Origin of the sequence: Nocardioides pini (genome assembly GCF_026712185.1) — a bacterium.
Classification (GTDB): domain Bacteria; phylum Actinomycetota; class Actinomycetes; order Propionibacteriales; family Nocardioidaceae; genus Nocardioides; species Nocardioides pini.
In genome coordinates this window covers 997,288-1,023,749 of sequence record NZ_JAPPUX010000001.1, presented here as the reverse complement: position 1 = coordinate 1,023,749, position 26,462 = coordinate 997,288, and the positions used below count along the sequence as shown (strand labels likewise).

Below are 26,462 nucleotides of genomic sequence, written 5' to 3'. Positions count from 1 at the left end.
GGCTACGGTCGCAGGATGACGCGCTTCGGATACACCCTGATGACCGAGCAGAGCGGACCGCGGGAGCTGGTGTCGTACGCCGTCGCCGCCGAGCGGGCCGGTTTCGACTTCGAGGTGATGAGCGACCACTTCTCCCCGTGGCTCACCGAGCAGGGGCACGCGCCGTACGCCTGGACGACCCTGGGGGCCGTGGCGCAGGCGACCGAGCGGGTGGGCCTGATGACCTACGTGACGTGCCCGACGCTGCGCTACCACCCGGCGGTCGTCGCCCAGAAGTCCGCGACGCTCCAGATCCTCGCGGAGGGCCGGTTCACCCTCGGCCTGGGCAGCGGCGAGAACCTCAACGAGCACGTCGTCGGCGAGGGGTGGCCGGCGCTCGCCGAGCGACAGGACATGCTCGCCGAGGCGATCGAGGTGATCCGGGCCCTCCACACTGGCGACCTCGTCGACCACCGTGGCGACTTCTTCCAGGTCGACTCGGCCCGCATCTGGGACCTGCCCGACGAGGGCGTCGACATCGGGGTCGCGGTCGCCGGAGACCGCGCGATCGAGCGGTTCGCGCCGCTGAGCGACCACCTCGTGGCCGTCGAGCCGAAGGCCGAGATCGTCGAGTCGTGGAACGCGGTCGAGGGCGCCCCGCGCATCGGCCGCGACGCCCGCGCGGTCGGGCAGATCCCGGTCTGCTGGGACCCCGACGAGGACACCGCCGTCACGCGGGCGCACGAGCAGTTCCGCTGGTTCGGCGGCGGCTGGTCGGTCAACGCCGACCTGCCCACCCCGGCCGGCTTCTCGGGCGCCACGACGTACGTCCGCCCGGAGGACGTCGCGGAGTCGATCCCCTGCGGGCCCGACCTCGACAAGATCGTGGAGGCCGTGTCCGCCCACTGGGAGGCCGGCTTCACCGACGTCGCGCTCGTGCAGGTCGGCGACGAGGGGCAGGACCGGTTCCTCAGTGAGGCGGCCGGCCCGCTGCTGGAGAAGCTGCGAGCCGCCGCGCCCTGATCAGGCGATCGCCGTGAAGCGCCGGCGGTGGTGGGCCGGCGTCTCGAGCTCGTCGACGATCGCCAGGGCGAGGTCGTCGGCCGAGATCGTCGACGTGCCGTCCGCGTTGCGGAGCAGCACGTCGCCACCCAGCGTGTAGCGACCCGTCGACGGCGTGCCGAGCCACGAGCCGAACTCCTCGGGCGGGCTGACGTAGAACCAGTCGAGCGACGCCGGGCTCTCCTCGAGCAGCGTCAGGGCGTTCAGGCCCGTCGCGACCTCGGGGCGCACCTCGTCCGGGACGTGGTCCTTCGAGACGTCCCACAGGCGCGGACCGCCCTCCTCGGTGAGGAGGGAGGACGCGCCGCCGACGTAGCCGAGCCGCGTGGGCGTGCCCGCGAGACGGGACACCAGGTCCGTCACGACGCCCTCGAGCCTCCCGGCCATGTCACCGCGCGGCGAGAGCGCACTGAGCACGACGTCGCGGCCGTCGAGGACGCGGTCGAGGGCCTCGGGGTCGAGCGCCGAGCCCTCGACGTAGTCGACGCCGTCGACCGGCGACTCCGGCGCCGAGCGGCTGAGGGAGGTCACCTCGTGACCGCGCTTGCGGGCCTCGGCGACGACGGCGGCGCCGGCATAGCCGGTGCCTCCCAGGACGGTGATGCGTGCCATCTGAGTGCTCCTTCGTGAGCGTGGGAGTGGGGTCGGGTGCTGCTCGGTCAGCGCCAGCCGAGGTCGGGCGCCACCTCGGTGAGCACCGTCTCGAGGACGTGGGCGTTGTAGTCGACGCCGAGCTGGTTGGGCACCGTCAGCAGCAGGGTGTCGGCCGCGGCGACGGCCTCGTCCTCGGCGAGCTCCTTGACGAGCACGTCGGGCTCGGCGGCGTACGTCTTGCCGAAGACCGCACGCAGGTTGGCCTCGATCTGCCCGAACTGGTCGGAGCTCGTGCCCTCGTGCCCGAAGTACATCCGGTCGAGGTCGGTGGTGATCGGCATGATCGAGCGGCTCACCGACACGCGGGGCTCACCCTCGTGGCCGGCCTCGCGCCAGGCGTCGCGGAAGACCTCGATCTGCTTGCGCTGCTGGACGTGGAAGGGCTCGCCCGTCTCGTCGGCCTTGAGCGTGGAGCTCATCAGGTGCATGCCCTTCTCGGCCGCCCACCGGGCGGTGGCGTCGGACGCGGCGCCCCACCAGATGCGGTCGCGGAGGCCCTCGGAGTGGGGCTCGACGCGCAGCAGGCCGGGCGGGTTCGGGAACATCGGGCGCGGGTTCGGCTGCGCGAACCCCTCCCCCTGCAGCACCTGCAGGAGCACCTCGGTGTGGCGCCGGGCCATGTCGGCCTGGTCCTCGCCCTCGGCGGGTGCGTAGCCGAAGTAGCGCCAGCCGTCGATCACCTGCTCCGGTGACCCCCGGCTGATGCCGAGCTGCAGCCGGCCGCCGGCGATGAGGTCGGCCGACCCCGCGTCCTCGGCCATGTAGAGCGGGTTCTCGTAGCGCATGTCGATCACGCCGGTGCCGATCTCGATCCGGCTGGTGCGCGCGCCGACGGCGGCCAGCAGCGGGAAGGGGGACGCGAGCTGGCGGGCGAAGTGGTGCACGCGGAAGTACGCACCGTCCGCACCGAGCTCCTCGGCCGCGACGGCGAGGTCGATCGACTGCAGGAGCGTGTCGGACGCCGAGCGCACCGCCGACTGCGGCGAGTCGGTCCAGTGGCCGAAGTTCAGGAACCCGATCTTCTTCATGACTGGTTCAACGCTCAATCATCGTCGTTGTTCCCGTAGACGTGCCCGACGCTCGGCGGGCGCCCCGGCGCGGCCAGGGAGAGGACGGCCCGGGCGATCTCGGGCCGTTCCTCGAGGTGGTCCTCGAGGCGTTGCAGCTCCTCCGCGGCCTCGCTCTCGGGGTCGTCGCCCACGAGGTCGACCGACCCGACGAGGAACAGCCGCTCCGGGCCGACGTACTGCAGGTGCAGGGTGTTGACGGTCTGCACCTCCGGCCGCTCGCGGAGCCAACCCAGCACGGTGTCGTAGATGCGGGGGTCGGCGACCTGGCCGACGAGGAAGACCATGTTGCGCCGCAGCAGGTAGACCGCCACCCAGCCGAGCAGCAGGCCGACGAGGATCGACCCGATCGCGTCCCACACCGGGTCGCCGGTCGCCTGGTGCAGCCCGAGGCCCGTGACGGCGATGATGATGCCGAGCAGCGCGGCGGTGTCCTCGAGGTAGACCGCGCGCAGCGTCGGGTCGGACGTCTGGTCGAGGAACCTGACCCGGCTCACGTCGGCAGACCGCGCACCGCGGCGCAGCTCGCGCGAGGCCTGCAGGAACGAGATCCCCTCGAGGACGAAGGCCGCTCCCAGGACGACGTAGGCCCAGAGGTACTGCACGTCCTCCTCCTCGGCGCCCAGCGACTGGACCCCGTGGATGACCGACACCGCCGCACCGACGCCGAACAGCCCGAAGGCCGCGATCATCGACCACACGTAGGCCTCGCGGCCGTAGCCGAGCGGGTGGCCCTCGTCGGCCGGCTTCTCCGACCGCCGCTCGGCCACGACGAGGAAGACCTCGTTGCCCGCGTCGGCCCACGAGTGCGCGGCCTCGGCGACCATCGACGCCGAGCCGGTGACGACAGCGACGATGCTCTTCAGGATCGCCAGGACCGTGTTGGCGGTGAGCGCGACGATGACGGTGAGCACCCGGCCACCCTGCCCGACGCGGAGCCCCACCGTCAGCCCCGCCCGCCTCCCTTGACGGCCGAGCGCTGGCGATGTGCAATATATTGCGCCCCGCCCGATCGCCAGGAGACCCCGTGATCCTCGACCAGTTCCCCCGCCACCCGCTGACCTTCGGCCCCTCCCCCGTCCATCACCTGGAGCGGCTCACCCAGCACCTCGCCGCGCGGGGAGGAGGTGCGCAGGTCTGGGCCAAGCGCGAGGACGTCAACAGCGGCCTCGCCTTCGGCGGCAACAAGGTCCGCAAGCTCGAGTACATCGTCCCCGACGTGCTGGCCAGCGGCGCCGACACGCTCGTCTCGATCGGCGGCTACCAGTCCAACCACACCCGGCAGGTCGCCGCCGTCGCCGCCCACCTCGGGCTGAAGTGCCGCCTCGTGCAGGAGAAGTGGGTGCCCTGGGACGACCCGACCAACACCCAGGTCGGCAACATCCTGCTCAGCCGGATGATGGGAGCCGACTCGCGCCTCGACCCGGCCGGCTTCGACATCGGCATCCGCGACTCGTGGAAGGACGCGCTCCGCGAGGTCGAGGAGGCCGGCGGGACGCCGTACGCCATCCCGGCGGGCGCGAGCGAGCACCGCCTCGGCGGCCTCGGCTTCGCCAACTGGGCCTTCGAGGTGGCCGAGCAGGAGAAGGCGCTCGGCGTCACGTTCGACACCATCGTGGTCTGCACGGTCACCGGCTCCACCCACGCCGGGATGATCGCCGGCTTCGCGGCGCTCGAGGACCTCACCGGCGTACGTCGTCGCGTCCTCGGCATCGACGCCAGTGCGACGCTCGACACGACCCGCGCCCAGGTGGCGCGCATCGCCCGGCACACCGCGGAGCTGGTCGAGCTGGGCCGCGACCTGCGCGACGACGAGATCACCGTCCTCGAGGGCTGGGCGGGTGAGCTCTACGGCCTGCCGGTCGACTCGACCATGGAGGCGATGGCGCTCGGCGCTCAGCTCGAGGCGATGATCACCGACCCGGTCTACGAGGGGAAGTCGCTCGCCGGGCTGATCGACCTGGTCACCTCGCGCGACATCCCGGCCGACTCGCACGTGCTCTACGCCCACCTCGGCGGGCAGCCGGCGATCAACGCCTACCACTCGCTCTGGCCGGCCGAGGGCTGACGGCAGCCGACGGCCCGCTAGCGTCGCGGCGTGCAGGACGACGTCGACATCGCAGCAGCCCTCGCCTGGGCGGGATCCGCGCTCGGCTCACCGGTCGTGTCGTACGACGCACTCCCCGGCGGCCTGACGTCGACGATGCTCGCGCTGCGGCACGACGACGGCGCCGACTCGGTGCTGCGGTTGATGACTGCAGAGCCGTGGCGCACCCACGGCGCGGAGCTGGTCAGCCGCGAGCGTGACGCGCAGGTCGCGATGGCGGGCACGTCGGTCCCGGCCCCGACCAGCCTCGCGCTCGACGCCGACGGGACGGTCGCAGGCGTGGCGGCGCACCTGATGTCCCGGCTCCCCGGCGCACCGCTCGATGAGGACGAGGAGCCCGGCGGCGCCCGGAGTCAGGCGATGGCCGACCTGCTGGCGGCGATCCACGCCCAGCAGCCGGCACAGCCCTTCCGCACCTTCCAGTCGTGGGCGTGGGAGGCGAAGTGGGTGGTGCCGTCGTGGTCCCGGCACCCGGGCTCGTGGCAGCGGGCGTTCGAGGTGCTGGCGGGCCCGGCACCGGCCTACGAGCCGACGTTCCTGCACCGCGACTTCAGCCACCGCAACCTGCTGTGGGCGGGCGACGCGGTGACCGGGGTGGTCGACTGGGTGGAGACCTCGACCGGACCGGCCTGGCTCGACGCGGCCCACGGGGCGTCCAACCTCGCCCTGGCCCACGGCACCGATGCGGCGCAGGACTTCCTCCGGCGCTACGCCACGGCCGCCGGGCGCGCGGTCGAGGGACACTGGCTCGTCATGGACGCCGTGGGCTACCTGCCGCCGCCCGGGAAGCGACCGCTGTTCGGCCGCTCCGACCTGCTCGCCCGGCTCGACGACTGGCTCGACCTGGTGATGCGGGACCCGGCGCTCAGCTGAGGGCGAAGTCGACCGCCGCCAGCGCGTGGAGGCGGGTGGTCGCGAAGACGGGCACCTCGAGGTCGTCGGGCCCCAGGAGCAGCTCGATCTCGGTGCAGCCGAGGACCACCCCCTCGGCGCCGTCGGCGACCAGCCGCTGCACCACGTCGACGTACGCCGCCCGCGACTCGTCGCGCACGACACCGTGGACGAGCTCGCCGTAGATCACCTCGTGCACGAGCTCGCGGTCCTCGCTCGGCGGGACCAGGACCTCGACGCCGTGGGTGGCGAGCCGGTCGCGCAGGAAGGGCTGCTCCATGGTGAACCGGGTGCCGAGGAGCGCGACCCGCGAGAGCCCGGCGTCGCGGACGGCTGCCGCGGTCACGTCGGCGATGTGGACCAGCGGCACGCCGATCACCGCCTCGATCGCGTCCGCGACCTTGTGCATCGTGTTGGTGCAGAGGACGACGCACTCGGCGCCCGCCTTCTCGAGCGCGGCCGCCTCGGCGGCGAGCAGCCGGCCGGCGTCGTCCCACTCCCCCGCCGCCTGCATGGCCTCGACCTCGGCGAAGTCGACGGAGGACATCAGCACCCGCGCCGAGTGGTAGCCGCCGAGGCGGTCGCGCACCGCCTCGTTGAGGATCTCGTAGTAGAGCGCGGAGCTCTCCCAGCTCATCCCGCCCAGCAGGCCGATCTTGCGCATCGTCGGTGCAGCCGCGTCCATCCCCCCATTCAACCGGCTGCGCCCAGCGACGCGACTAGCGTGGCGCCATGGCCAGCACTCCCTTGGTGAGGACCGGCGGCTTCGTCGTCCACCCGGCGACGCACGCGCGCTTCGACGACGTCCGCACGATGGTCGGCCCGAAGAACCCGGCCTCGAACGTGTGCTGGTGCCTGAGCCACCGCATCCCTGCGAAGGACAACCGCGAGCTGGCCGGACCCGACCGCGCGGCCTACGTCGAGGGGCTGACCCGCAGGCGCACCAAGCCGGGCGTGCTCGCCTACGACGGCGACGAGGTCGTCGGCTGGGCGGCCGTCGCCCCGCGCGCGGACCTGCCGTTCGCCCGCTCGACGAAGATCCCGCACGTCGACGACCAGCCCGTGTGGTCGGCGTGGTGCATCCGGGTCCGCCCCGGGCACCGGGGCCGCGGGATCTCCCACGTGCTCCTCGAGGGCGCGGTGGCGTACGCCGTCCAGCACGGCGCCCCGGTCGTCGAGGGCTACCCGGTCGACAACCGCGGTGAGAAGGTGGACCTGACGATGGCCTACGTCGGCACCCGCAAGCTCTTCGAGGACGCCGGCTTCGCCCTCGCCGCGCGCACCGAGGCCACCTCCGCGGGGTTCCCGCGCGTGGTCATGCGCCGCCCGACCTGATCGGGGCCGCCACGCCGTCGCCCCGACTCGGCCGGCGGGGGCAGGACTGATACCTTTTGTCCACTAAGTCAGTTGACTATGGAGGAGGCTGCTGTGGGGACGATCGAGGGAGACTGTCGGGTCGTCGTGGTGGGAGCGGGTGCGGGCGGCACGCTCGTCGCCACGCACCTCGTGACCGCACTGTCGTCGCGATTCACCGTGGAGCTGGTCGACCCGGCCCCGGGCACCGGTCGCGGCCAGGCCTACTCCACGACGGACGAGCGCCACCTCCTCAACGTCCCGGCGTCGGGCATGAGCGCGTTCCCACGCGACCCCGAGCACTTCCTCCGCTGGCTGCGCAACCACCACGACGCGTCGTTCCAGCCCCACGACTTCGCCCCCCGGGCCGTCTTCGGCCGCTACATCGAGAGCCTGCTGACCACCGCGACCGAGTTCCCCGGCAATGCGCGGCTCGTACGACGGCACGCCGAGGTCGCCGACGTCAGCCGCTCCGGCGACGGGTTCGTCGTCGAGCTCTCCGACGGCGAGCGGCTCGAGGCCCGCGCGGTCGTCCTCGCGACCGGCAGCCGCCCGGGCACCGGGTGGGCCCCGCCCGAGCTCGCGGCCGACCACCGGCTCGTGGCCGACCCGTGGACGCAGGGGATCCCCGAGGTCGGCGACGTGCTGATGCTGGGGTCCGGCCTGACCATGGTCGACCTCGCCATCAGCGCCGACCGCCCCGACCGCACCATCCACGTGGTCTCCCGCACCGACGCCGTGCCCCACGCGCACGTGCTGCCCACGACTCCCCCGGTGCCGCCGCCGCCCGGCATCACCCGCACCCAGGACCTCGACACCCTCCGCTCGACCCTCGCCGCGCACGTGTCGGACACCGTCGCCGGCACCGGCGACTGGCGGGCCGCGATCGACGGGCTCCGTCCCGTCACCTCCCAGCTGTGGCGGGGGCTGTCGGAGGCCGACAAGCGACGCTTCATCGCCGAGGACGCCCGCTCGTGGGACGTGCACCGGCACCGGATGGCGCCGGCCACCGCCCGCCGCCTCGAGGTCGTCGCGGCCGAGGGCCGGCTCGTGCGCCACCGCGGCACCCTCGCCGCCGTACGCACCGAGGGCTCCGCGCTCCACGTGACCCTCGACGACGGGACGACCCTGCGCGTGGCGGCGGTGGTCAACTGCACCGGCCCGGTCGGCTCCATCGCCGCCGACCCGCTGCTCACCCGGCTGGCGCAGTCGGGCCTGGTGCGGCCGGGCCCGGCGGGCCTCGGCATCGACACCGCCGACGACGGCCGCATCCTCGGCACCCTGCCCGACACGCTCCCCTTCCTCGCGGTCGGGTCGCTGCGCCGCGGGAACCTGTGGGAGTCCACGGCGATGCCGGAGATCCGCGAGCAGGCCTACGACGTGGCGCGCATCGTCAGCCGCTCGCTGCACGGCGAGGTCCGCCGCCGGCCCGTCGACCCCTACGGCCTCACCCTGTCCGCCAGCCAGGACGCCGCCGAGCGTTACAACGCCGCGCTGGGTCGCCTGCTCCGCCTCCAGGACGGCGTGGAGGAGGGCCTCGCGGAGGCGGTCTCCGCCGACGAGGGCTTCGTGCAGGCCCACGCCGCCCTCGCGCTGCTCGGGCACGAGTGGGGCGCCAACACCCACTGGCGCGCGTCCCTCCGCGCCGCCCACCGGGCCGCGGCGCACCGCCACCTCGACGACCGCGAGTCCTCCTTCCTCGACGCCGTCACCACCCGGCTCCGCACCGACGAGGCCACCGGCGCCGCGGCCCTGCTCCGGCACGTCCGCCTGTTCCCGCGCGACGCCCTCGCGGTGAGCGTCGCCGTGCCGACGGTGGCGTTCGGTGGGCTGACCAGCGGCACGCAGACCGCCGAGCTCGTCGAGTCGCTCGGCCGGAGCTACGGCGACGACTGGTGGTACGCCGGCCAGCTCGCGTTCGTCCGGCAGGACCAGGAGCGGTGGGCCGAGGCCGAGGACCTCGCGTCCTACGCCCTCTCCGTCGAGCCCGCCTCGGGCCATGCCGTCCACGCGAGGGCGCACGTCTACTACGAGACCGGCGACCACACCACCGGGCTGGTGTGGCTCGACGAGTGGATCCGCTCCCGCGGTCCGGAGGCAAACCACCGGTCCCACTTCTCCTGGCACGCCGCGCTCCACGAGCTGATGCAGGACGACGTGGCGGCCGTGCGCCGGCGCTATGCCCGCGAGCTCGCCCCGTCGGTCGTCAGCGGCAGCCGGGTCGTCGTCGACAGCGGGTCGCTCCTCTGGCGCGGCCGGGTGACCGGGGCGTGGACCGACGACCTGCCCGTCGCCGAGGTGCGGGCGCAGGCCCCGGACGAGTGGCTGACCGCACCCCCGACGCCGTTCGCCGCGATGCACAGCGCCGTCCTCCTCGCCGCCGACGGCGACGCTGCCGCCCTGGCCGCGCTGGAGGCCCACGCGGAGCGGAGCGACGACCGCGTCTTCCGCGACGTCGTGGCTCCCCTGTGCACCGGCCTCGGCCACGTCGTCGAGGAGCGGTGGAACGCCGCCGCCGTGACGCTGACCGGTGTCGTCGCCACCATGGCGCCGCTGGGCGGCAGCCGGGCCCAGCGCGAGGTCGTCGAGGACACCCTCGTGCACGTCCTGGCGATGGCCGGGCGCACCACCGAGGCCGCCCACCTGCTCGACCAGCGCCTGTCCCGCCGCTCCTCCGCCCTCGACGCCCGGCGTCGCGCCGCGGTGGCCACGGCGAGCGAGTCGGTCAGCAGCTGATGGCGCTCGACGGGTTCAGCGCGGTCGCGGTGACCACCATGGTCAGCATCGCGATCGCCGACCTGCACGTCGAGCTCGTCGCGGGCGCGGCCGCCTGGACCGCCGGCTGGTGGCTGCTGCGCGAGCCGGACGCGCAGCGCTGAGGCGCCAGGCCCCGGACGAGGGACGGACGGCCCACGTCGCTCAGCCGTCCAGATCCGTGGTGCGGGCGACGAGGTCGGCGAGGAGGGCCGGCATGCCACCGGCGGCCACCACCCGCCGCTGGCGGTTCGGCTCGGTCTCGCGGGCGAGCGCGGCCTCGAGCGGGTCGACCGGAGCGTCGACGCCGTCGGCGGCCAGCGCCGCGCGCGCCTCGGCGACCACCCGGCCGGCGACCTCCCGCAAAGGTCGCAACGACCCGTCGACGTCCACGACCCGGGTGTCGAGGCCGTAGCGCGCAGCGCGGTGGTCGTTGACCGCGAGCACGTCGTCGTCGAGGTCGACGTCGTCGGGCGACTCCACGGCGCGGAGGGCGATGCCCTGCACCAGTGCGGTGAGCGCGGCGACCGTCGACAGGGACGGCACGGCGTCCATCACCCGCACCTCGAGGGTCCCGAGCAGCGGTCGCGGACGCATCTCCCACCACACGTAGGTGTGGTCGGACGCCTCGGCCGCCGTCATCAGCGCCTCCGTGCGCGCGACGTAGTCGTCCCACGACCGCAGCAGCGGCGGCATCGTGGTCCGGGGGTAGGACCGGATGATGGCGGCCCGGGCGGTGGCCTGCCCCGAGTCGAGCCCGTGCCAGTACGGCGACCCCGCGGCCAGGGCGCGCAGGAGCGGCAGGCGGTTGCGCAGGCCGCGGTAGGCGAGCATCGCCGTGTGCTCGTCGGGCAGTCCGACGTGCACCTGCAGCGCCGCGGTCGGCGTGCGGAGCAGGCCGGCGTACTCGTCGATGACGCGGTCGTAGCGCGGCGAGGTGGCGATGTCGGGCACGCCGACCGGCGCCGTCGGGTGCACCCCCGCCGCGAGGACGCGGCCGCCCTCCTTGCCGACGAGGGCCCGGAGGTCGCGCAGGGATCGCCACACGTCGTCGGCGCTCCGGCACACGGGGGTGTTGAGCTCGACCTGGTCGACGTAGATCTCGCCGGTCACGACGCCCGCGTCCTCCACGGACTGCGACATCGCCTCCACCAGCGGCGCCGCCGCGGCACCCATCAGCTCGTCGTGCTCGTCGACGAGCATGAGCTCCTCCTCCACGCCGACGGAGAACTCGCCGCCCGGGACGTGCGCCGGCACCGCCGGCATCCTGCTCATGGCGGACAGGTGCCCCACCGCGGGCACCGTCATGCGCCGGCGGAGGTCGGTCAGCGCCGGGGCGGCACCGACAGCCGGACGACCTTGTGCCAGGCGCTGGCGACCTGCCGCCACAGCGGCGCGGTGTTGTAGGGCAGGCGGTGGCGCTCGAAGAGCTCGCGGACGGGCACCGCGATCTCGCGGTAGCGGTTGCTGGGCAGGTCCGGGAACAGGTGGTGCTCGATCTGGTGCGAGAGGTTGCCGCACAGCACGTGCAGCAGCGGCGGGCCGGAGACGTCGGCGGAGCCGAGCATCTGGCGGACGTACCACCGACCGCGCGTCTCGTGCTCGTCGAGCTCGGCCACCTCGAACGTCGCCACACCCTCGGGGAAGTGGCCGCACATGATCACCGAGTGGCTCCACACGTTGCGCGCCAGGTTGGCGACGAGGTTGGCGGTGAAGGTGGTGCGGGCCGACCCGGTGGGCGCCGACAGCAGCGGGTGCAGCACGTAGTCGCGGAGCGCGTTGCGAGCGGCCCGGCGCGCTGTCGTGCGCATCTCCGCCTTCTGCTCGGCGGACACGCCCTTGCTCTGCCGCAACGTCTCGCCCAGGTCGAGGTCGTAGGTGGCGATGCCGTACTCGAAGAAGATCGCGTTGAGCAGGTTGAGCAACGGCTGCAGGCGGTGACGCGGCTGCCACTCCTGGGCCTCGTCCACGCGCATGATGCCGTAGCCGAGGTCGTTGTCCTTGCCGAGCACGTTGGTGTTCACGTGGTGCCGGTCGTTGTGCGCCCGCTTCCACTGGTCCGGCGCCGAGGCGTAGTCCCAGTCCCACGACGAGGAGTGGATCCGGGGGTCGCGCATCCAGTCCCACTGCCCGTGCAGCACGTTGTGCCCGATCTCCATGTTGTCGAGCACCTTCGAGAGGGCAAGCGAGGTGGTGCCCAGCCACCAGGCGGTCCGGCTCCGGCTGCCGAGGAGCACGACTCGCCCGCCCACCTCGAGGCAGCGCTGGACCGCGATCACGCGTCGGATGTACGCCGCGTCGCGCGCGCCCCGGTCGGCGAGGACCTCCTCGCGCAGGGCGTCCAGGGTGCGCCCGATGTCCTCGACCTCGGCGTCTGTGAGGTCGGCGTACGACCGCGGGGCGGGCGCGTGGTGGAGGAATGCAGCCATCGTTCCCAGTGCCCCGTCGGCCGACCTCACATGCATTTCGAGGAGTCCCCCCGAACGGGTGGAGTGCGACGCCGGACGCTGGGTACGGAGCGCCATGACCGAGCACCCCTACCACGACCAGGACGCGGATCCGCCGACGCCGGACGGGGAGGAGCCGGATCAGCAGCAGCTGCGGCCGGACTCCGAGCCCGCCAGCGATCCGGACCCCGATCCGGGCGCACGCACCACCAACACCCAGTCCGAGGAGGACGCATGACGACCTACGGAAATGACCCGCTCAGCACCACCGGCACCGCCGGCTATGACGCGAGCGGCTACAGCTCGGGCACGACCGGGTCGAGCTCGAGCACGACCGACAAGGCCAAGGACACCGCGGCCACGGCTGCCGACCAGAGCAAGCACGTGGCCGGCACCGCCAAGGACGAGGCGCTCAACGTCGCCGGCACCGCGGCCGAGCAGGCCCGCAACGTCGTGGGCGAGGCCAGGCACCAGGTGACCACCCAGCTCAGCGACCAGGCCACCACCGGTCGCGACAAGCTGTCGGAGACCCTCCGGACGCTCGGCGACGACCTGCAGCAGATGGCGCAGGGCCAGGGCCCCTCCCAGGGCATGGCCACCGACCTGGCCCAGGAGGTCTCCGACCGCGTCCGCGCCCTCGGGAGCCACCTCGAGAACCGCGAGCCCGGACAGCTGCTCGACGACGCGCGCGACTTCGCGCGACGCCGTCCCGGCACGTTCCTCCTGGGCGCACTCGCTGCAGGCGTGGTCGCCGGGCGGATGTTCCGCGCGACCGCCGACGGTGCGGCTGCCGCGTCGCTCGCCGAGTCCCACGGCACGACCGGCACCAGCGCGACGACGTACCCGACCGACACGACGTTCGGCACCACCGGTGCCGGGACGGGCCCCATGGGGACCGCCGGCGGAGCTGCACCCCTCGCGGGCCGGTCGAGCACCGACCGCCCGGGCACCTCGGGGTACGACACCCCGGCGACCGACCCGACGCTGACGACGCCGTCCGGCCTCGACTCCACCACGTCCGGCCTGCCGGGCCAGCGCACCCAGGACACGCCGTGACAGGGGCCCAGGGATTCGACCCTGTGACGCCGACGAGCGCGACGACCCCGACGGGCTCGCACGTCGCGAGCACGGGCGTCGAGGACGGGCGCAGCCTCGGCCAGATCGTGGGCGACCTGAGCAACGACCTGACGACGCTCGTCAAGCAGGAGCTGGAGCTTGCTCGCACCGAGCTCAAGGAAGAGGCGGCCAAGGCCGGGAAGGGGGCCGGGATGCTCGGCGGTGCCGGTGTCGCCGGCCTGCTCGCCCTGATCCTCGGCTCGTTCGCCCTGGCCTACCTGCTCGACAACTGGATGCCGGTGGAGCTGGCATTCCTGATCGTCACGCTCATCTGGGCGATCGTCGGCGCCGTCCTGGCGGCCCGCGGCCGCAAGGAGCTCAAGAACGCAAACCCGCAGCTGCCGGAGACGCAGCAGACACTCAAGGAGGACGCAGCATGGGTCAGAGCACAGAAGAACTGAGGTCCGAGATCGAGCAGACGCGGCAGTCGATGACCGCCGACGTCGACGCCCTGCAGGACCGGGTGAGCCCGTCGGCCATCGTCGAGCGGCGCAAGCAGGCGGCGCGCAGCCGCGTGCAGTCCATGCGCGAGAAGGTGATGGGCACCGCCCACGGCGTCAGCTCGTCGGCGACCGGCACGGCCGGGTCCGCCATGGGCTCCACGACCGGAGCGGTCGACTCCGTCAAGGGCACGGCCCAGGACGCCGTCAGCGGCGCCCAGGACAAGGTGCAGGGCGCCCCGCTGGCGGCCGGCCTCGTCGCCTTCGGCGCCGGGCTGATCGTCTCGGCGCTGATTCCCGCCTCCGAGAAGGAGGCCGTGGCGGCCGGTCACGTCGTCGACGCTGCCAAGGAGCACGGCCAGCCGGTCGTGGACCAGGCGAAGTCGATGGCGCAGGACGTCGTCGACGGCGTCAAGGAGACGGCGGTGGACGCTGCCCAGGAGGTCAAGGACACCGCGTCCGACAGCGCCGGCAAGGTCAGGTCCGAGGGGCAGTCCGGAGTGGACGAGGTCCGCTCGCAGACCACGTCCTGATCGTCGCGTGACGAGACCGGGCCGTCCCCACGTGGGGGCGGGCCGGTTCGTTGCGTGCGGGGCCACGCTCCGTACGCTGTGGCTCGAGACGCACGCCGTGGCACAGGTCACGGTCTGGCCTGGCGCCGATCGGGGTACTGCAGGTCCCACTGACGTAGTACGTCGACGAGAGGAACGCTGGTGAACCCCATCCGCCTGGTCTCCGGAGCCGTCACGCTCCCCGCCCATGCCGCCGCAGCCGTCATCGGGACCTCGGTGGGCATCGCCACGACCGGGGTGCGCACGACGGCCCGCGTCGTCGGGCGTGTCATCGAGCAGGTCTCGGGCTCGCGACCGACCCCGCCCGCGCCGTGGCCCGCCGACCGGCCGGCTTCCACCGAGGTCGACCCGGTGACCGGCGCCGGGCGTTCCTCGACCAGTGGTCCGGACACCGCGCTGGACACGGCGCCGGAGGCTCCCCCCGTCACGGTGCCGGCTGCCAAGAAGGCACCTGCCAAGAAGGCTCCTGCGAAGAAGGCAGCCGCGAAGAAGGGCGCAGCCCGGAAGACCGCTCCCAGGCGCGCGTCGTCGGAGCAGGCCGCCGTGCTCGCGCCCGCCCTCGGGCTGAGCGAGGCGGAGGTGGAGGCCGAGCTCGACGCGGGCACCACCGACGACATCACCACGCCGTCCGGCATCCCCGCCGCGGGCGAGGGTGTCAACCCCGACACCACCGAGACCGACCTGCACCAGCCGGGCACCGAGCCCCTCATGGACCCCGGCACGGTGAAGTCCGTGGCCAGCGAGTCCCAGATGCTGCAGCGGGCGGCCGACACCGACAAGGGCTGACCCCGGCGCGGCTGTCGCGCGGCGGCGCAGCTCAACCCGCGCTCCGACCGGATCACCTTCTCGGTGTGCGGGCGACAAGCTCGTGGACGAGCTCGCCAAGGGCCGCCCGCCGGAGAAGGTGCTGCGGCACCGAGGGGCTGGACGCGCCCCTCCGGGGTACGGAGCGCCATGGACTCCCCCTCACCCCTGACCTGGCGCCGTCGCACCGTGCGGGGTGACGGGGTCGACCTTGCGGTGCAGGAGACGGGCGAACCCGACGCCACGGCCGTCGTGCTGGTGCACGGTTATCCCGACACGCACCGGATGTGGCTCCCCGTCGCCGAGCGGCTCGCCCCGCACCTGCGCGTCGTGGTCTACGACACGCGCGGCCAGGGATTCTCACCGACCGGCGCCTCCGACGACGCGTTCGCACTCCCCCACCTCGCCGCCGACCTGATGGCCGTGGTCGACGCCGCGAGTCCCGACCGCCCCGCCCACGTCGTGGGCCACGACTGGGGATCGGTGCAGGCGTGGGAGGCGGTGTGCGAGCCGGGTGCCGCAGACCGGATCGCCGGCTTCACCTCGATCAGCGGTCCCAACCTCGACCACGTGGCGGCGTGGACGCGTCGTACGCTCCTGCACCCCACGCCGGCCGGGATCGCCCGACTGGCGGGCCAGGGCCTCGCGTCGTCCTACGTCTCGTTCCTCGTCTCACCGCTGGCGCCGCCGGTCCTGCGGGTGGTGGGGGGACGCGAGATGGTCTCGGGGCTGCGCTACTACCGGGGCAACGTCACCTTCCGCCGCCGGCTGCGGGAGCGTCGTACGACCGTGCCGGTGCTGCAGCTCGCCCTCACTCGCGACCCCGCGATCCGGGAGGCGGCGCTCGAGGCGAGCGAGCCCTGGTGCGACGACCTGCGCCGCGTGCACCTGCCGCTCGGGCACTGGGCGCCGCGGACCGATCCGGAGGTCGTCGCCGAGGCGGTCCTCAGCCACGTCTCGTACGTCGCCACCCGGCGCACCGGGGCGACCGGATGATGTGGGTGCCGGATCCGCCCGCCCCTACCCACCCTGGTCCTCAGCCGGTGACGAGCCGGTCGGTCACCGCGCGCAGCGGCGGCCAGCCGCCCCGCCCGCGCCGGGTCACCGCGTAGGCACGGAGCCGCACCTCCGGATCACGCAGACGTACGACGCTCACGCCGCGCCGCGACGCGCGACCCCGCGGCAGCAGGGCGACGCCACGACCAGCCACCACGAGGTCGTCGACCAGCTCGAGCGAGTCGATGCGGTGCACGACCCGGGGGACGAAGCCGGCTCGCGAGGCCAGCGTGCGCAGCGCGTCCTCGTCGGCGGTGTTGCGCGAGTTCACGATCCAGTCGCGGTCGGCGAGGTCGGCGAGCCCGAGGTGCCGGTCGCGGGTGGGCACGCCGATCCCCCACTCGACGTCCCACAGCGGCGAGACGACGTGGTCGTCGCGCCACTCCGCGGGAGCGAGGTCGTAGTCGTAGGCCAGGGCGAGGTCGAGGTCGTCGCGGGCCAGCAGGTCCAGCGACTCGATCGGCTCGTACTCGTGGATCCGCACGTCGAGGCCGGGGTGGGTCGAGCGCAGGTCGTGGATGGCCGGCAGCAGCGAGCGCCGGATCGCGGAGGCGAAGCCGCCGACGCGCACCACCCCCGCCGGCTCCGCGGTCGGGTCGAGGTCGAGGCGTGCGGCGTCGACCGCGGCGAGGATCGTGACGGCGTGGTCGGCCAGCCGCCGTCCGGCCGGGGTGAGCCGGACCCGCCTTCCGTCGGGCTCCAGCAGCGGGCTGCCGACGTCACGGGACAGGGCGGCGATCCCCTGCGAGACGCTCGACGTCGTGGTCCCGAGCGTCTCGGCGACGTCGTGCATCGAACCCAGCCGGGAGAGCTCGAGGAGCATGCGGAGGCGACGGACGTCCATGTAGCCATTGTGTCGATCTGGTGAACGAACTGTCCAGCAAAGTCACGTGGACACGAACGGTTTCGGCGCCGTCTACTGGAGGCATGCACTCCACCACCCTCCGCTCCGGGGCCCGCGCAGGCGCGTCCATGGCCGTCGCGTCGATGCTCTGCGTCCAGCTCGGCCTGGCGTTGTCGGTCGGGCTCATCGACGACCTCGGGGCCTCCGGCGCGGCCTGGATCCGCCTCTTCTGGGCGGGGATCCTCCTGCTGGTGGTCGTCCGGCCCCGGCTGTCGCTCTACTCGCGCGAGGCGCTGCGGTCGGGCGTCGCGCTCGGCGTGGTGACCGCCGGGGTGACGCTGCTCTTCATGGCCGCCGTGGCGCGCCTCCCCCTCGGCATGGCGAGCGCGCTGGAATTCCTCGGGCCGCTGACGATCGCCGTCTGGCGCAGCCGTGGGGTGGGCCGGTCGTGGGCCGCGGTGGCCGCGGTCGGGGTGCTCTTCCTGACGCAGCCGTGGACCGGCGCCGCCGACCCGGTGGGCGTGGCCTGTGCGCTGGGTGCCGCCGTGTGCTGGGCGGCGTACATCCTGCTGACCCAGCGCGTCGGCGACGCCGTCAGCGGACTCGGCGGCCTGGCGATCTCCATGCCCGTCGCCGCCCTCGTCGCGACCGCGGTCGCAGGCCCCGGCGTCGTCGGCGACCTGACGCCCGAGCTCTTCGTGTACGGCCTGGGCCTGGCGATCCTGCTGCCGGTCGTGCCGTTCGCCCTCGAGCTGCTCGCGCTTCGCCGGCTCACGACCGGCGCCTTCGGCACCCTGATGGCCCTCGAGCCCGCCTTCGCCCTGGTGATCGGCTTCCTCGTGCTCAGCCAGGTGCCCGATGCCGTCGCCGTGGTCGGCATCCTGCTCGTCGTCGCTGCCGGCATCGGGGCCGAGCGCACCGGTGCCCGCACCGACGCACCGGTCCCGGTGGACCGGCCAGGCCTCGTGTCGGCCTGACCGGTCCTCGGGCGCCGTCGTCGCTCAGCGGGCGCGCATGTCCCTGATCGCGGCGAGGGTCCGCTCGGAGGTGCCGGGCTTGACCTGGCCCGCGCCCGGGTGCCCGGGTGCGCCGTTGACGGTCGAGGTGTCGTAGGCGAACGTCAGCACCGCGGTCGCGATGGCATCGGAGTTGACGTCCAGCGCGTGCACGTTGACGTTGCCGACGAGGGTGTAGTCCTCGCGCAGCTGGGCGTAGAGGGCCGCGTTCTGCCCCGCGCCGGTCAGGTTGTCGCACGGCTGGTGGTAGCACGGGTCCAGCGACGCGCCCGCCACGCCGCCGTACAGCGCCGCCTCGGCCGCCGTCTTGGGCACCTCCGCGCCGGTGAAGAGCCCACCGGCCGGGATGCCCACCGCGATGAACGGCCCGTAGTCGGAGCGGCCCGAGAACTGGCTGTCCTGGGACGGCTCCCCGCGGTCGGCGTAGAACTGCTCGAAGACGTCCTCGATCTCCGCACTGCCCGGCGGGATGAAGCCGGGGGCGGCCGTCCCGCCGGAGTTGTCGCCGTCGTAGATGCCGAAGGTGTAGTTGGGCGAGGCGACCATGTCGAAGTTGAGGTAGAGCGCGATGTCCTGCCGCTGCTCGGGCGTCAGGTGTCCGACGTAGTACGTCGACCCGAGGAGGCCCTCCTCCTCGGCACCCCACCAGGCGAACCTCACTGTGTTGGTGGGCTTGACCTTCGCCATCTGGATGGCGGTCTCGAGGAGCGCCGCGCTGCCCGAGCCGTTGTCGTTGATGCCGGCACCGTCCTGCACGCTGTCGAGGTGGGCCCCCGCCATCACGGTGTTGGCGTCGTTGCCGCTCGCCGTCTCGGCCAGCACGTTGTAGGCCGTGCGCTGCTCGGACGTGAAGTCCACCTTCACCCGCACGGTCGCACCGGGCGTGGACGCGAGGTTCTCGCCGGCGACCTGGCTGGCGAAGACCGCCGGGATCGTCAGCCCCGTGGCGTCACCGATCATCCGGATCATGCCGAGGGTGTTGTTGTAGATGACGACACCGGCCGCACCCGCGTTCTGGGCGGCGAGCGCCTTGATGGCGAACCCGCACCCTCCGCGTTGGATCAGCGCGATCTGGCCGGCCGCCAGCCCGGCGAAGTCGCCGGCCTCGCACCCATCGGTCGGGTCGGAGGCGGGGATGACGAAGAGCGTGCCGGTCGCGGTCCCCTCGGGGGTCCCGGAGTCGAAGCCGTTGCGGAGGAACTCGGTGTCCTGCTCGAACACGCGGGGGCTCGGCGAGATCCGCGCGAGCTCGGAGAAGTCCTCCTCGTAGGCGAACGGGAACGCCTGCACGGTCGGGTCGTAGCCGGCGTCCTCGAGTTGCGCGACGACGTAGTCGACCGACGCCCGGTAGCCGGGGCGGCCCGCGGCCCGGTCGCCGTCCTCGTCGGCGATGTCCTGGAGGGCCTCCAGGTGGTCCATCACCCCGTCCACGGTCACGGCCTTGGTGAGCTTGCGGACCGTGTTGTTGTTGGGGTCGGCGTACGCCGGTGGGCTGGTCACGGCAGCGATCAGGGCGGCCGTCGCGGCGGCCGACACGGCGAGGTGGAACCGTCTGGGCATGGGAGTCTCCTTGGAGGGGGTCGAGAATTTCCCGACCCTAGGGGCGCGGACGCGGCGCCGAGTCACCCGCAGCGGATGAGGCCGGAGCGCTCGGTTTCGTGAACTACTGACCGGACGGCCGGGCCACCCACCCAGAGGCTTGAGGTACGCGACTGTGGGACGACGACTCGTCAGGATCAACCTGGTGGCCTCCTGCGCCTTCGTGGCCGGTGGCAGCCTGTTCGCCCTGGGCGCGTTCCTCGCGCAGCAGGGCGCGGCGCTCGTGGCCGTCAACATCACCTACCTGGTCGGCGGCTTCTTCTTCAGCCTGGGCGGCTACGCCTCGATCCTGCTCGTCGTCAACGCAGCGCAGCCCCGACCGTCCGCGCCGCCGTCGAGCGGCGAGCGGATGCGGTGGTGGGACAACCTGCCGGCGCAGCGCGACTGGCGCAGCGCGGTCGTGCTGTTCGTCGGGACCCTGCTCTTCGCCGTCAGCCTGGTCGCGGCCTTCGCCTCGGGTCTCACCCCGCGCCAGTCCGACGGGTGGATCTGGCTGCCCGACATGCTCGGGTGCGTCTGCTTCCTCCTCTCCGGCCACCTCGCGATGCTCGAGGTCGGGGACGGCCGGGTCACCGTGCGCGTCCACCTCCTCACGTGGTGGGTCGTCGCGGTGAACCAGCTCGGCTCGGTGCTGTTCATCCTCGCCGGGCTCGCGGCCTTCGTACGCCCCGCGACCTCGACCGAGGTCGACGTCGGGATCGTCAACTGGGGGACCTTCGCCGGCGCCGTCTGCTTCGCGATCGGCGGCGTCATCCAATCGATCGACCGGCCAACCCCGACAAGAATGGTGGTGCAGCAATCCCATGAGCACACTGGACCAACGTGACGCCGAGACGCTGTTCGGCAACCGGTTCCTGACCGACCGGGCGCCTGCCACGTCCTTCCCCCAGAGCGGCATGCGTCCCACGGACGCGTTCCGGCTCGTGGCCGAGGACCTGGCCCTCGAGGGAGATCCCCAGCGCAACCTGGCGACCTTCGTGACCACCTGGATGGAGCCGGAGGCGCAGCGGATCATCGCCGAGAACCTGCACCGCAACTTCATCGACCACGCGGAGTACCCCATCTCGGCCGAGATCGAGCAGCGCTGCGTGCGGATGCTGGCCGACCTGTTCCACGCCCCGGGTCCGACGACCGGGTGCCGCACGCAGGGCTCCTCGGAGGCGATCATGCTCGGCGCCCTGTCGCTGAAGTGGAAGTGGAAGGAACGCCGGCAGGCCGCGCACCTGTCGACGGACCGGCCGAACCTGGTGTTCGGGGGCGACGTCCACGTGGTGTGGGAGAAGTTCTGCCGCTACTTCGACGTCGAGCCCAGGATCATCCCGCTCGCGAAGGACAAGTACACGATCGGACCCGAGGACGTCGAGCCCCACCTCGACGAGAACACGATCGGGGTGGCGGCCGTCCTGGGGACGACCTTCACCGGGCACATGGACGACATCGTCGGCATCAACGACCTGCTGCTCGACATCCGGAGCAGGCGCGACCTGGACATCCCGCTCCACGTCGACGGCGCCAGCGGCGGGTTCGTCTGGCCGTTCCTCTACCCCGACTCGCCCTGGGACTTCCGGCTCGAGCAGGTCCGGTCCATCAACGTGTCCGGCCACAAGTACGGGCTCGTCTACCCGGGCATCGGCTGGCTCGTCTTCCGCGAGGAGGCGGACCTGGCCGAGGACCTCGTCTTCTACGAGAACTACCTGGGCAAGCTGGACGCCACCTTCACCCTGAACTTCTCGACGGGCGCCGCGATGGTCCTGGCGCAGTACTACAACTTCGTCCGCCTCGGGCGCGACGGCTACACCTACGTGATGAAGCAGATGCAGCAGAACGCCGGGGCGCTCGCCGCCAACCTGCGCGACACCGGGCTGTTCGAGGTGATCGGCGGTGACGCCGAGCAGCTGCCGCTCGTGGCGTTCCGCCTCGCGGGAGAGCACCAGTCGTACGACGAGTCCGACATCGCGTGGCAGCTGTCGGCGGAGCGCGGCTGGATGGTGCCGGCCTACACCCTCCCCCCGAACGCCGAGCACGTGAAGATCATGCGGGCCCTGGTGAAGGAGACGATGAGCCGTGAGCAGGTGGAGCGCCTGACGCGGGACATCGTCGACGCGTGCGCGACCCTCGACACGAAGGGTGGGACGGCGCACGTCGAGCGCGAGACGACCAAGAAGGGGACGGGCTACTGACGACACCGGAGCACGACCGCCCGTCGGCGCCTGCGCCACCGGCCGTCGACGCGACGGCCGTCGTCCGGTCGTGGCCGTACCTCGCTGCGCTGCTGCTCTCCGCCGTCCTCGGCGCACCCATCTCGGTCGTCGCCTACGGCTTCCTGGCGCTCGTCGCCAAGGTCCAGGAGCAGGTCTTCGTCGACCTGCCCGACGCGATGCTGGGCGATTCGCCGGCGTGGTGGCCCGTGCCGTGGCTCGCCCTGTGCGGGCTGCTCACCGGGCTCACCATCCGCCTCCTGCCCGGCACGGGCGGGCACTCGCCGGCCTTCGGCTTCAAGACGGGTGGAGGCCCGCCCACCCCCAGCGAGCTTCCCGGGATCGTCCTCGCCGCCCTCACCACGCTGAGCCTCGGCGCCGTCCTCGGACCGGAAGCTCCGCTGATCGCCATCGGCGGCGGGCTCGCGGCGCTGACGGTGCACCTGGCGAGGAAGGACGCACCGCCGATGGCGCTGACGGTGATGGCGTCGGCAGGCAGCTTCGCGGCGATCAGCACCCTGCTGGGCTCTCCCCTGCTCGCGGCGTTCCTCATCATGGAGGCGGCCGGCATCGGCGGCGCGACGCTGACCCTGGTGGCGCTCCCGGGACTGCTGGCGTCCGGCATCGGAGCGCTGGTGTTCGTCGGCATGAACAGCTGGACCGGGCTCGGCACCTTCTCACTGGCCCTGACCTCCGTCCCGCCGGCCACCGCCCCCACGATCGCCACGATGCTGTGGGCCGTCCCGATCGGCGTCGGCTGCGCGCTGCTCGGCTGGCTCATCCGCTCGATCGGCCTGTCCCTGCGTCCACTGGTGCACGTCAACCGAGTGCTGGTGACCACGGTGCTCGGCGTGGGCATCGGCGCGATCGCGATGGCGTACCAGCTCGTCTCGGACCACAGCTTCACCCAGGTGCTGTTCTCCGGCCAGGACGCCCTGCCCGGGCTGGTCGCACACGCCACGGACTACTCGGTCGGCGTCCTGGTGCTCCTCGCCGGGTGCAAGACCCTCGCGTACGGGCTGGCGCTGAGCGCCTTCCGCGGCGGGCCGGTCTTCCCCGCGATGTTCATCGGTGCCGTCCTCGGCAGCGCCGTCTCCGGGCTGCCCGGCATGGAGCTGGCGCCGGCGATCGGCATGGGGATCGGCGCGATGTGCGCCGCCATGCTGAAGCTGCCCCTCACCTCGACGCTGCTGGCCACGCTGCTGCTCGGCGCCGACGGTGTCTCGGTGACCCCGCAGGTCGTCGTGGCGGTGGTCGCCGCCTTCCTGGTGACCACCCGGCTCCCGTCTCCCCTGCCGGAGCCGGATCCGGCGGGCTCGAACCCGCGCGCGTCGGAGGGCTGAGGGACCTCGGGCGGGAAGGACCGTTCGGTCCGGGTCTTTCGCCCCGTGCCCGCGCGACGTCCGAGCCGCACACTGGGTCCATGGAGACCGGGACACGTCCGGCGCGGCCGTCGTCCGACGAGCTGCTGCAGGCGCTCGGGCACGCCGTGATCGCGACTGACGCGCAGGGCACCGTCGTGTTCTGGAACGCCGCTGCCGAGGAGCTGTACGGCTGGCCTGCCGCCGACGCCGTGGGGCGTGACATCACCGAGGTGACGGTGCCCGAGATCTCCCGGCAGGCGGCCGCGGAGATCATGGCTGCGCTGCAGGAGGGCCGCCCCTGGTCCGGCGGCTTCCCGGTCCGGCGCCGCGGGGGCGAGGTGCTGCACGCGCTCGTCACCGACAGCGGCGTGTACCGCGACGGCGAGCTGATCGGCATCGTCGGCGTCTCCCTCAACCTCGGTGACGCCGTCCGACACCTGATGGAGCGCTCCAGCGACGCCGCAGTCCTGGTCGACGCGCACCACGCCATCAGCTACGCCAGTCCGGCGGTCTCGAACCTCTTCGGCTGGCCGGTCGACGAGGTCGTGGGCACACCCATCACGGACCGCATCCACCCCGAGGACCAGGAGGACTTCGAGGCGCTGCTGGCCGTCGACCCGAGCGGGGCCGGGCGGGTCGGCGAGCTCCGGGTCCGCACCGGCGACAGTTGGTCGTGGGTGGAGGTGGCGGTGACCGACCTCTACACCCAGCCCGGGTCGCAGAGCCAGGTCTGCAACATCCGGCGCAGCGAGCGCCTCGCCCGCATCGAGGAGCACGAGCGCATCCTCGACGCGCTCCACTCCGAGGTGCTGCAGGACCTCTTCGCGGCCACGCTCGAGCTGGATCGGGGCCGCATCCGGGCGGCTCCCTCGGAGGCGGCGCGCATCGACGCCGCCCGCGACGCCGTGAGGAGAGCGATGGACACCCTCCGCAAGGTGGTCGAACAGTAGGGGCCGGGGGCGCTCGGGCTCACGCGGAGGGACCACGAGCTCCGCTGACGCGTTCACCCGGAGCGCGTATGTTCACGCCCTGTGAGCCCGGACCCGGATCCTGAGTTCGAGCGCGCCATGGTCGAGCGGCTGCTCAAGGTCACCCAGGCCGTGATCGACACGGTGGCTGTCGGCCATGCGGCCGGGCTGGTGAGCGACGTCGAGGGCACCCTCGGGCGCGAGCTCGCCGCCCACGGGGTCATGGACATGTCCGACGAGTGGATCCGGGCGGTCGCGACGAAGATCCGCGCCGGCGAGGCGGTGCATCTGCCCACGATCGACGAGCTGACCTAGCCCTGCCGCTGATCAGCGCGGCCCCGGGACCACTCGGGCGTCCGCCCGGAGGACGTCGTGGTCGGTGTGGACGGCGGACCGGCGACGGTCCTCCCCTCCTCGCGGGCGCGGAGGAACGCCTCTAGCCCGGCGAGGTCGTCGGTGTTCAGGTGGTCGACGCCCGCGTCGAGCAGCTCGGCCCACAGCGCGTCGCGGGCCGGACCAGGGGTGTCCGGGGTGGCCCAGAAGCGGACCCGGTAGCCAGCCGCGTGCGCACGGTCGACGATGTCGTGCAGCACGGCCCGCTGGTCGGCCGGCATCGGACCCACGCCCTGCCAGCTGAAGTACTTCGTCCAGTTGTCACTGAGGAGGGGAAGCACGGCAGCCGGCAGCCCCGACCCAAGGTCACCCATGCGACCGTCGTACCCGGCGTAGCGCACCCGCTGGGCCTGCATCGCGGGCAGGTCGCGGTTGCCGCTGATGACCGCGGTGACCGCGTCCTGCCGCACCCGGCCGTCGCGGAAGGTGCTCATGATGCGACGGTGCTCCGCGAGGGCCTCGTGCACGGCGGCGTACGTCGGGCCGGCCTCGCTCTTCACGTCGATCAGCAGCTGGAAGACGCCGTCGTAGCCGCGATAGACCCGGCCGCCCTCGCGCCGGGCCCGATCAACGAGCGGGTCGAGGTAGAGCGACTCCAGCGTGCGGGACGGGTCGACGTCCTCACGGTCGTGCGCGACGAGCAGCTCGCCGTCGACCAGCCAGACGTCGGCCTCGACGCTGGTGAACCCGTGCGACAACGCGTCCTGTAGCGGGCGGTCGTGCTCGTAGTCGTTGTGGGCGTGGGCCTGGGACAACGGGGACACCGACGCATCCGGGCGGTCCGGGGTGACAGCGGCGGTCGAGGAGGTGGCCGGGGAGATGAGGCTGAGAACCGGGACGGCGAGGGAGGTCGCGAGCAGTGCGCGAGGGATCCGAAACATGACGTCGAGCCCATCGGTCCCGGGCGAACGCCGGGTGACCACCCCGGTGCCTCCCGACGAACGCGGGTGAACTCTCGGTGACCGCGTCGCACTCGCGCAGGTACTCACTGCTCGAACGCATCGCCGACGCCGCCCCCGGTGGACCCTAGGACGGGGTGCGCAGCGACTCGGCACGATCCCGCTCATCGGCGGGGACAGTGAGCACCCGACGCCCGGCTCGACGTGTTTTGCCCCGGGTTGCTGCGGGAGCCCGGACGCCTTCAGGACATCGCGAGCAGTCGAGGAAGTCCTGGGCCGTTCAGGTCGCTTGCCACCGACGTCCTGCCGGTGACGACCATCGCGAGGCCCTCTGCCGGTCCCCACACCTCCAGTCCGGAGCCCCAGCGTCTGGCGGCGTCGGTCGCCGTCAGGGCTATTCCTTCCAGACGTCGCGGGGCGACCAGTGCCGGTGCGACCTCGCGAGTGGTGAGGTAGTCCAGCAGCGTCACCCAGTCGGCGCGGGGTACGTCTGCCTCCAACCCGAGCGGCCGCGCGATGTCACGGAGGTGGACACAGGTTTCGGCGAAAGGTCCCATGGGACCCACTCGCGGAGGACGCACCCGGTCGTGGGCGTGTTGTCGCAGGAGGCTCACGGACTCCGCAGGTGGGCGATCGGCAAGCATCCGAGCCAGTTGGTCGACTGTCGCCTCGGTGTTCCCCCGGTGCCGAACGGCTGTCAGGAAGAAGCGTCCGAAGCCGACCAGCATCGGCTGCAACAGGTGTCCGGCGAGGCGTCGCACGCTCCAGCCCGCACACAGGGTGGGGGCATCCCACTGCTCCGCTGAGAGACTCTCGAGGAGGTCAGCGATCAGCATCCGATTGTGTGTCGTGCGCGCGAAGATGTCGTCGTCGTCCATG

At 72.7% G+C, this 26,462-nt stretch carries 28 protein-coding genes; 18 read left to right on the top strand and 10 right to left on the bottom strand.

Translation table 11 applies throughout. From position 1 onward, the window contains the following. Positions 1-15 precede the first annotated feature (15 nt). Positions 16-1,002 (top strand): LLM class F420-dependent oxidoreductase, encoded by a 987-nt coding sequence (locus NYO98_RS04950; protein WP_268110414.1) that lies wholly within the window; start codon positions 16-18, stop codon positions 1,000-1,002. Here the strand turns inward: NYO98_RS04950 and NYO98_RS04945 are convergent, their stop codons facing one another. The 3 genes from NYO98_RS04945 to NYO98_RS04935 are packed head-to-tail and all read right to left on the bottom strand — an operon-like array spanning position 1,003 to position 3,676. Then, positions 1,003-1,653, bottom strand: coding sequence for an NAD(P)-dependent oxidoreductase (locus NYO98_RS04945; RefSeq protein WP_268110413.1), 651 nt, complete (start codon positions 1,651-1,653; stop codon positions 1,003-1,005). Positions 1,654-1,700: 47 nt separating this feature from the next. Then, the gene (locus NYO98_RS04940; RefSeq protein ID WP_268110412.1) at positions 1,701-2,723 is read right to left on the bottom strand and encodes an LLM class flavin-dependent oxidoreductase; all 1,023 of its coding nucleotides are present in this window, start codon (positions 2,721-2,723) and stop codon (positions 1,701-1,703) included. A gap of 14 nt (positions 2,724-2,737) precedes the next feature. Continuing rightward, positions 2,738-3,676 carry a cation diffusion facilitator family transporter gene (locus NYO98_RS04935; protein ID WP_268110411.1) on the bottom strand — a complete coding sequence of 313 codons (939 nt, stop codon included), beginning with the start codon at positions 3,674-3,676 and terminating at the stop codon, positions 2,738-2,740. A gap of 113 nt (positions 3,677-3,789) precedes the next feature. Here NYO98_RS04935 and NYO98_RS04930 point away from each other — a divergent pair, with 113 nt between their 5' ends. Both NYO98_RS04930 and NYO98_RS04925 read left to right on the top strand, forming a co-directional pair. Then, entirely contained in the window at positions 3,790-4,830 is a 1,041-nt protein-coding gene (locus NYO98_RS04930) for a 1-aminocyclopropane-1-carboxylate deaminase (RefSeq protein ID WP_268110410.1), read from the top strand. Positions 4,831-4,860: 30 nt separating this feature from the next. Continuing rightward, on the top strand, positions 4,861-5,742 hold the full coding sequence (locus tag NYO98_RS04925; protein WP_268110409.1) for a phosphotransferase family protein: 882 nt from the start codon (positions 4,861-4,863) through the stop codon (positions 5,740-5,742). Here NYO98_RS04925 and NYO98_RS04920 read toward each other — a convergent pair. After that, positions 5,735-6,445, bottom strand: coding sequence for an aspartate/glutamate racemase family protein (locus tag NYO98_RS04920; protein ID WP_326494415.1), 711 nt, complete (start codon positions 6,443-6,445; stop codon positions 5,735-5,737). The genes NYO98_RS04925 and NYO98_RS04920 overlap by 8 nt on opposite strands. A gap of 47 nt (positions 6,446-6,492) precedes the next feature. Between NYO98_RS04920 and NYO98_RS04915 the strand changes: the two genes are divergently transcribed. The 3 genes from NYO98_RS04915 (at position 6,493) to NYO98_RS04905 (ending at position 9,992) form a co-directional block, all read left to right on the top strand. Beyond that, positions 6,493-7,095, top strand: a complete 603-nt coding sequence (locus NYO98_RS04915) for a GNAT family N-acetyltransferase (RefSeq protein WP_268110408.1) — start codon at positions 6,493-6,495, stop codon at positions 7,093-7,095. Between the two features lie 93 nt (positions 7,096-7,188). Further along, the gene (locus NYO98_RS04910) at positions 7,189-9,849 is read left to right on the top strand and encodes an FAD/NAD(P)-binding protein (RefSeq protein WP_268110407.1); all 2,661 of its coding nucleotides are present in this window, start codon (positions 7,189-7,191) and stop codon (positions 9,847-9,849) included. Further along, positions 9,849-9,992: a hypothetical protein gene (locus NYO98_RS04905; RefSeq protein WP_268110406.1), complete on the top strand. Its 144-nt coding sequence runs from the start codon at positions 9,849-9,851 to the stop codon at positions 9,990-9,992. The genes NYO98_RS04910 and NYO98_RS04905 overlap by 1 nt, the downstream gene beginning before the upstream one ends. Positions 9,993-10,032: 40 nt before the next feature. Here the strand turns inward: NYO98_RS04905 and NYO98_RS04900 are convergent, their stop codons facing one another. Both NYO98_RS04900 and NYO98_RS04895 read right to left on the bottom strand, forming a co-directional pair. After that, positions 10,033-11,142: a carboxylate-amine ligase gene (locus tag NYO98_RS04900; protein WP_268110405.1), complete on the bottom strand. Its 1,110-nt coding sequence runs from the start codon at positions 11,140-11,142 to the stop codon at positions 10,033-10,035. Between the two features lie 50 nt (positions 11,143-11,192). Next, positions 11,193-12,296 carry a fatty acid desaturase family protein gene (locus NYO98_RS04895; protein ID WP_268110404.1) on the bottom strand — a complete coding sequence of 368 codons (1,104 nt, stop codon included), beginning with the start codon at positions 12,294-12,296 and terminating at the stop codon, positions 11,193-11,195. A 94-nt stretch (positions 12,297-12,390) separates the two neighbouring features. Between NYO98_RS04895 and NYO98_RS04890 the strand changes: the two genes are divergently transcribed. The 6 genes from NYO98_RS04890 (at position 12,391) to NYO98_RS04865 (ending at position 16,242) form a co-directional block, all read left to right on the top strand. Further along, complete coding sequence (locus NYO98_RS04890; protein ID WP_268110403.1) at positions 12,391-12,552, top strand: hypothetical protein; 162 nt, start codon at positions 12,391-12,393, stop codon at positions 12,550-12,552. Further along, entirely contained in the window at positions 12,549-13,370 is an 822-nt protein-coding gene (locus NYO98_RS04885) for a hypothetical protein (RefSeq protein ID WP_268110402.1), read from the top strand. Before NYO98_RS04890 ends, NYO98_RS04885 begins: the two co-directional genes overlap by 4 nt. A gap of 23 nt (positions 13,371-13,393) precedes the next feature. Beyond that, on the top strand, positions 13,394-13,831 hold the full coding sequence (locus tag NYO98_RS04880) for a phage holin family protein (protein ID WP_268110401.1): 438 nt from the start codon (positions 13,394-13,396) through the stop codon (positions 13,829-13,831). Next, positions 13,807-14,403 carry a DUF3618 domain-containing protein gene (locus tag NYO98_RS04875; protein WP_268110400.1) on the top strand — a complete coding sequence of 199 codons (597 nt, stop codon included), beginning with the start codon at positions 13,807-13,809 and terminating at the stop codon, positions 14,401-14,403. The genes NYO98_RS04880 and NYO98_RS04875 overlap by 25 nt, the downstream gene beginning before the upstream one ends. A gap of 180 nt (positions 14,404-14,583) precedes the next feature. Continuing rightward, positions 14,584-15,228, top strand: a complete 645-nt coding sequence (locus NYO98_RS04870; RefSeq protein WP_268110399.1) for a hypothetical protein — start codon at positions 14,584-14,586, stop codon at positions 15,226-15,228. 168 nt (positions 15,229-15,396) lie between these two features. After that, positions 15,397-16,242, top strand: coding sequence for an alpha/beta fold hydrolase (locus NYO98_RS04865; RefSeq protein ID WP_268110398.1), 846 nt, complete (start codon positions 15,397-15,399; stop codon positions 16,240-16,242). A 40-nt stretch (positions 16,243-16,282) separates the two neighbouring features. On the opposite strand, the gene NYO98_RS04860 is transcribed toward NYO98_RS04865, so the two are convergent. Beyond that, positions 16,283-17,146 (bottom strand): LysR family transcriptional regulator, encoded by an 864-nt coding sequence (locus tag NYO98_RS04860; RefSeq protein ID WP_268110397.1) that lies wholly within the window; start codon positions 17,144-17,146, stop codon positions 16,283-16,285. 83 nt (positions 17,147-17,229) lie between these two features. Between NYO98_RS04860 and NYO98_RS04855 the strand changes: the two genes are divergently transcribed. Further along, a complete protein-coding gene (locus NYO98_RS04855; RefSeq protein ID WP_268110396.1) occupies positions 17,230-18,123 on the top strand; it encodes an EamA family transporter in 894 nt (297 codons plus the stop codon). Positions 18,124-18,147: 24 nt separating this feature from the next. Here NYO98_RS04855 and NYO98_RS04850 read toward each other — a convergent pair whose 3' ends face one another. After that, on the bottom strand, positions 18,148-19,722 hold the full coding sequence (locus NYO98_RS04850) for a M28 family peptidase (RefSeq protein WP_268110395.1): 1,575 nt from the start codon (positions 19,720-19,722) through the stop codon (positions 18,148-18,150). A gap of 184 nt (positions 19,723-19,906) precedes the next feature. Here NYO98_RS04850 and NYO98_RS04845 point away from each other — a divergent pair, with 184 nt between their 5' ends. From NYO98_RS04845 to NYO98_RS04825, 5 genes are all read left to right on the top strand, one after another. Then, positions 19,907-20,587 carry a hypothetical protein gene (locus NYO98_RS04845; RefSeq protein ID WP_268110394.1) on the top strand — a complete coding sequence of 227 codons (681 nt, stop codon included), beginning with the start codon at positions 19,907-19,909 and terminating at the stop codon, positions 20,585-20,587. After that, positions 20,565-21,941 (top strand): glutamate decarboxylase, encoded by a 1,377-nt coding sequence (locus NYO98_RS04840; protein ID WP_268110393.1) that lies wholly within the window; start codon positions 20,565-20,567, stop codon positions 21,939-21,941. Before NYO98_RS04845 ends, NYO98_RS04840 begins: the two co-directional genes overlap by 23 nt. After that, a complete protein-coding gene (locus NYO98_RS04835; protein WP_268110392.1) occupies positions 21,866-23,302 on the top strand; it encodes a chloride channel protein in 1,437 nt (478 codons plus the stop codon). Before NYO98_RS04840 ends, NYO98_RS04835 begins: the two co-directional genes overlap by 76 nt. 80 nt (positions 23,303-23,382) lie before the next feature. Next, positions 23,383-24,273 carry a PAS domain-containing protein gene (locus tag NYO98_RS04830; protein ID WP_268110391.1) on the top strand — a complete coding sequence of 297 codons (891 nt, stop codon included), beginning with the start codon at positions 23,383-23,385 and terminating at the stop codon, positions 24,271-24,273. 81 nt (positions 24,274-24,354) lie between these two features. Next, the gene (locus tag NYO98_RS04825; protein ID WP_268110390.1) at positions 24,355-24,606 is read left to right on the top strand and encodes a hypothetical protein; all 252 of its coding nucleotides are present in this window, start codon (positions 24,355-24,357) and stop codon (positions 24,604-24,606) included. Here NYO98_RS04825 and NYO98_RS04820 read toward each other — a convergent pair. Together NYO98_RS04820 and NYO98_RS04815 are read right to left on the bottom strand one after the other, a co-directional pair. Next, a complete protein-coding gene (locus NYO98_RS04820) occupies positions 24,603-25,565 on the bottom strand; it encodes a phosphatidylinositol-specific phospholipase C/glycerophosphodiester phosphodiesterase family protein (protein ID WP_268110389.1) in 963 nt (320 codons plus the stop codon). The genes NYO98_RS04825 and NYO98_RS04820 overlap by 4 nt on opposite strands. 260 nt (positions 25,566-25,825) lie before the next feature. Further along, a complete protein-coding gene (locus NYO98_RS04815) occupies positions 25,826-26,461 on the bottom strand; it encodes a maleylpyruvate isomerase family mycothiol-dependent enzyme (RefSeq protein WP_268110388.1) in 636 nt (211 codons plus the stop codon). Between the last annotated feature and the right edge of the window lies 1 nt (position 26,462).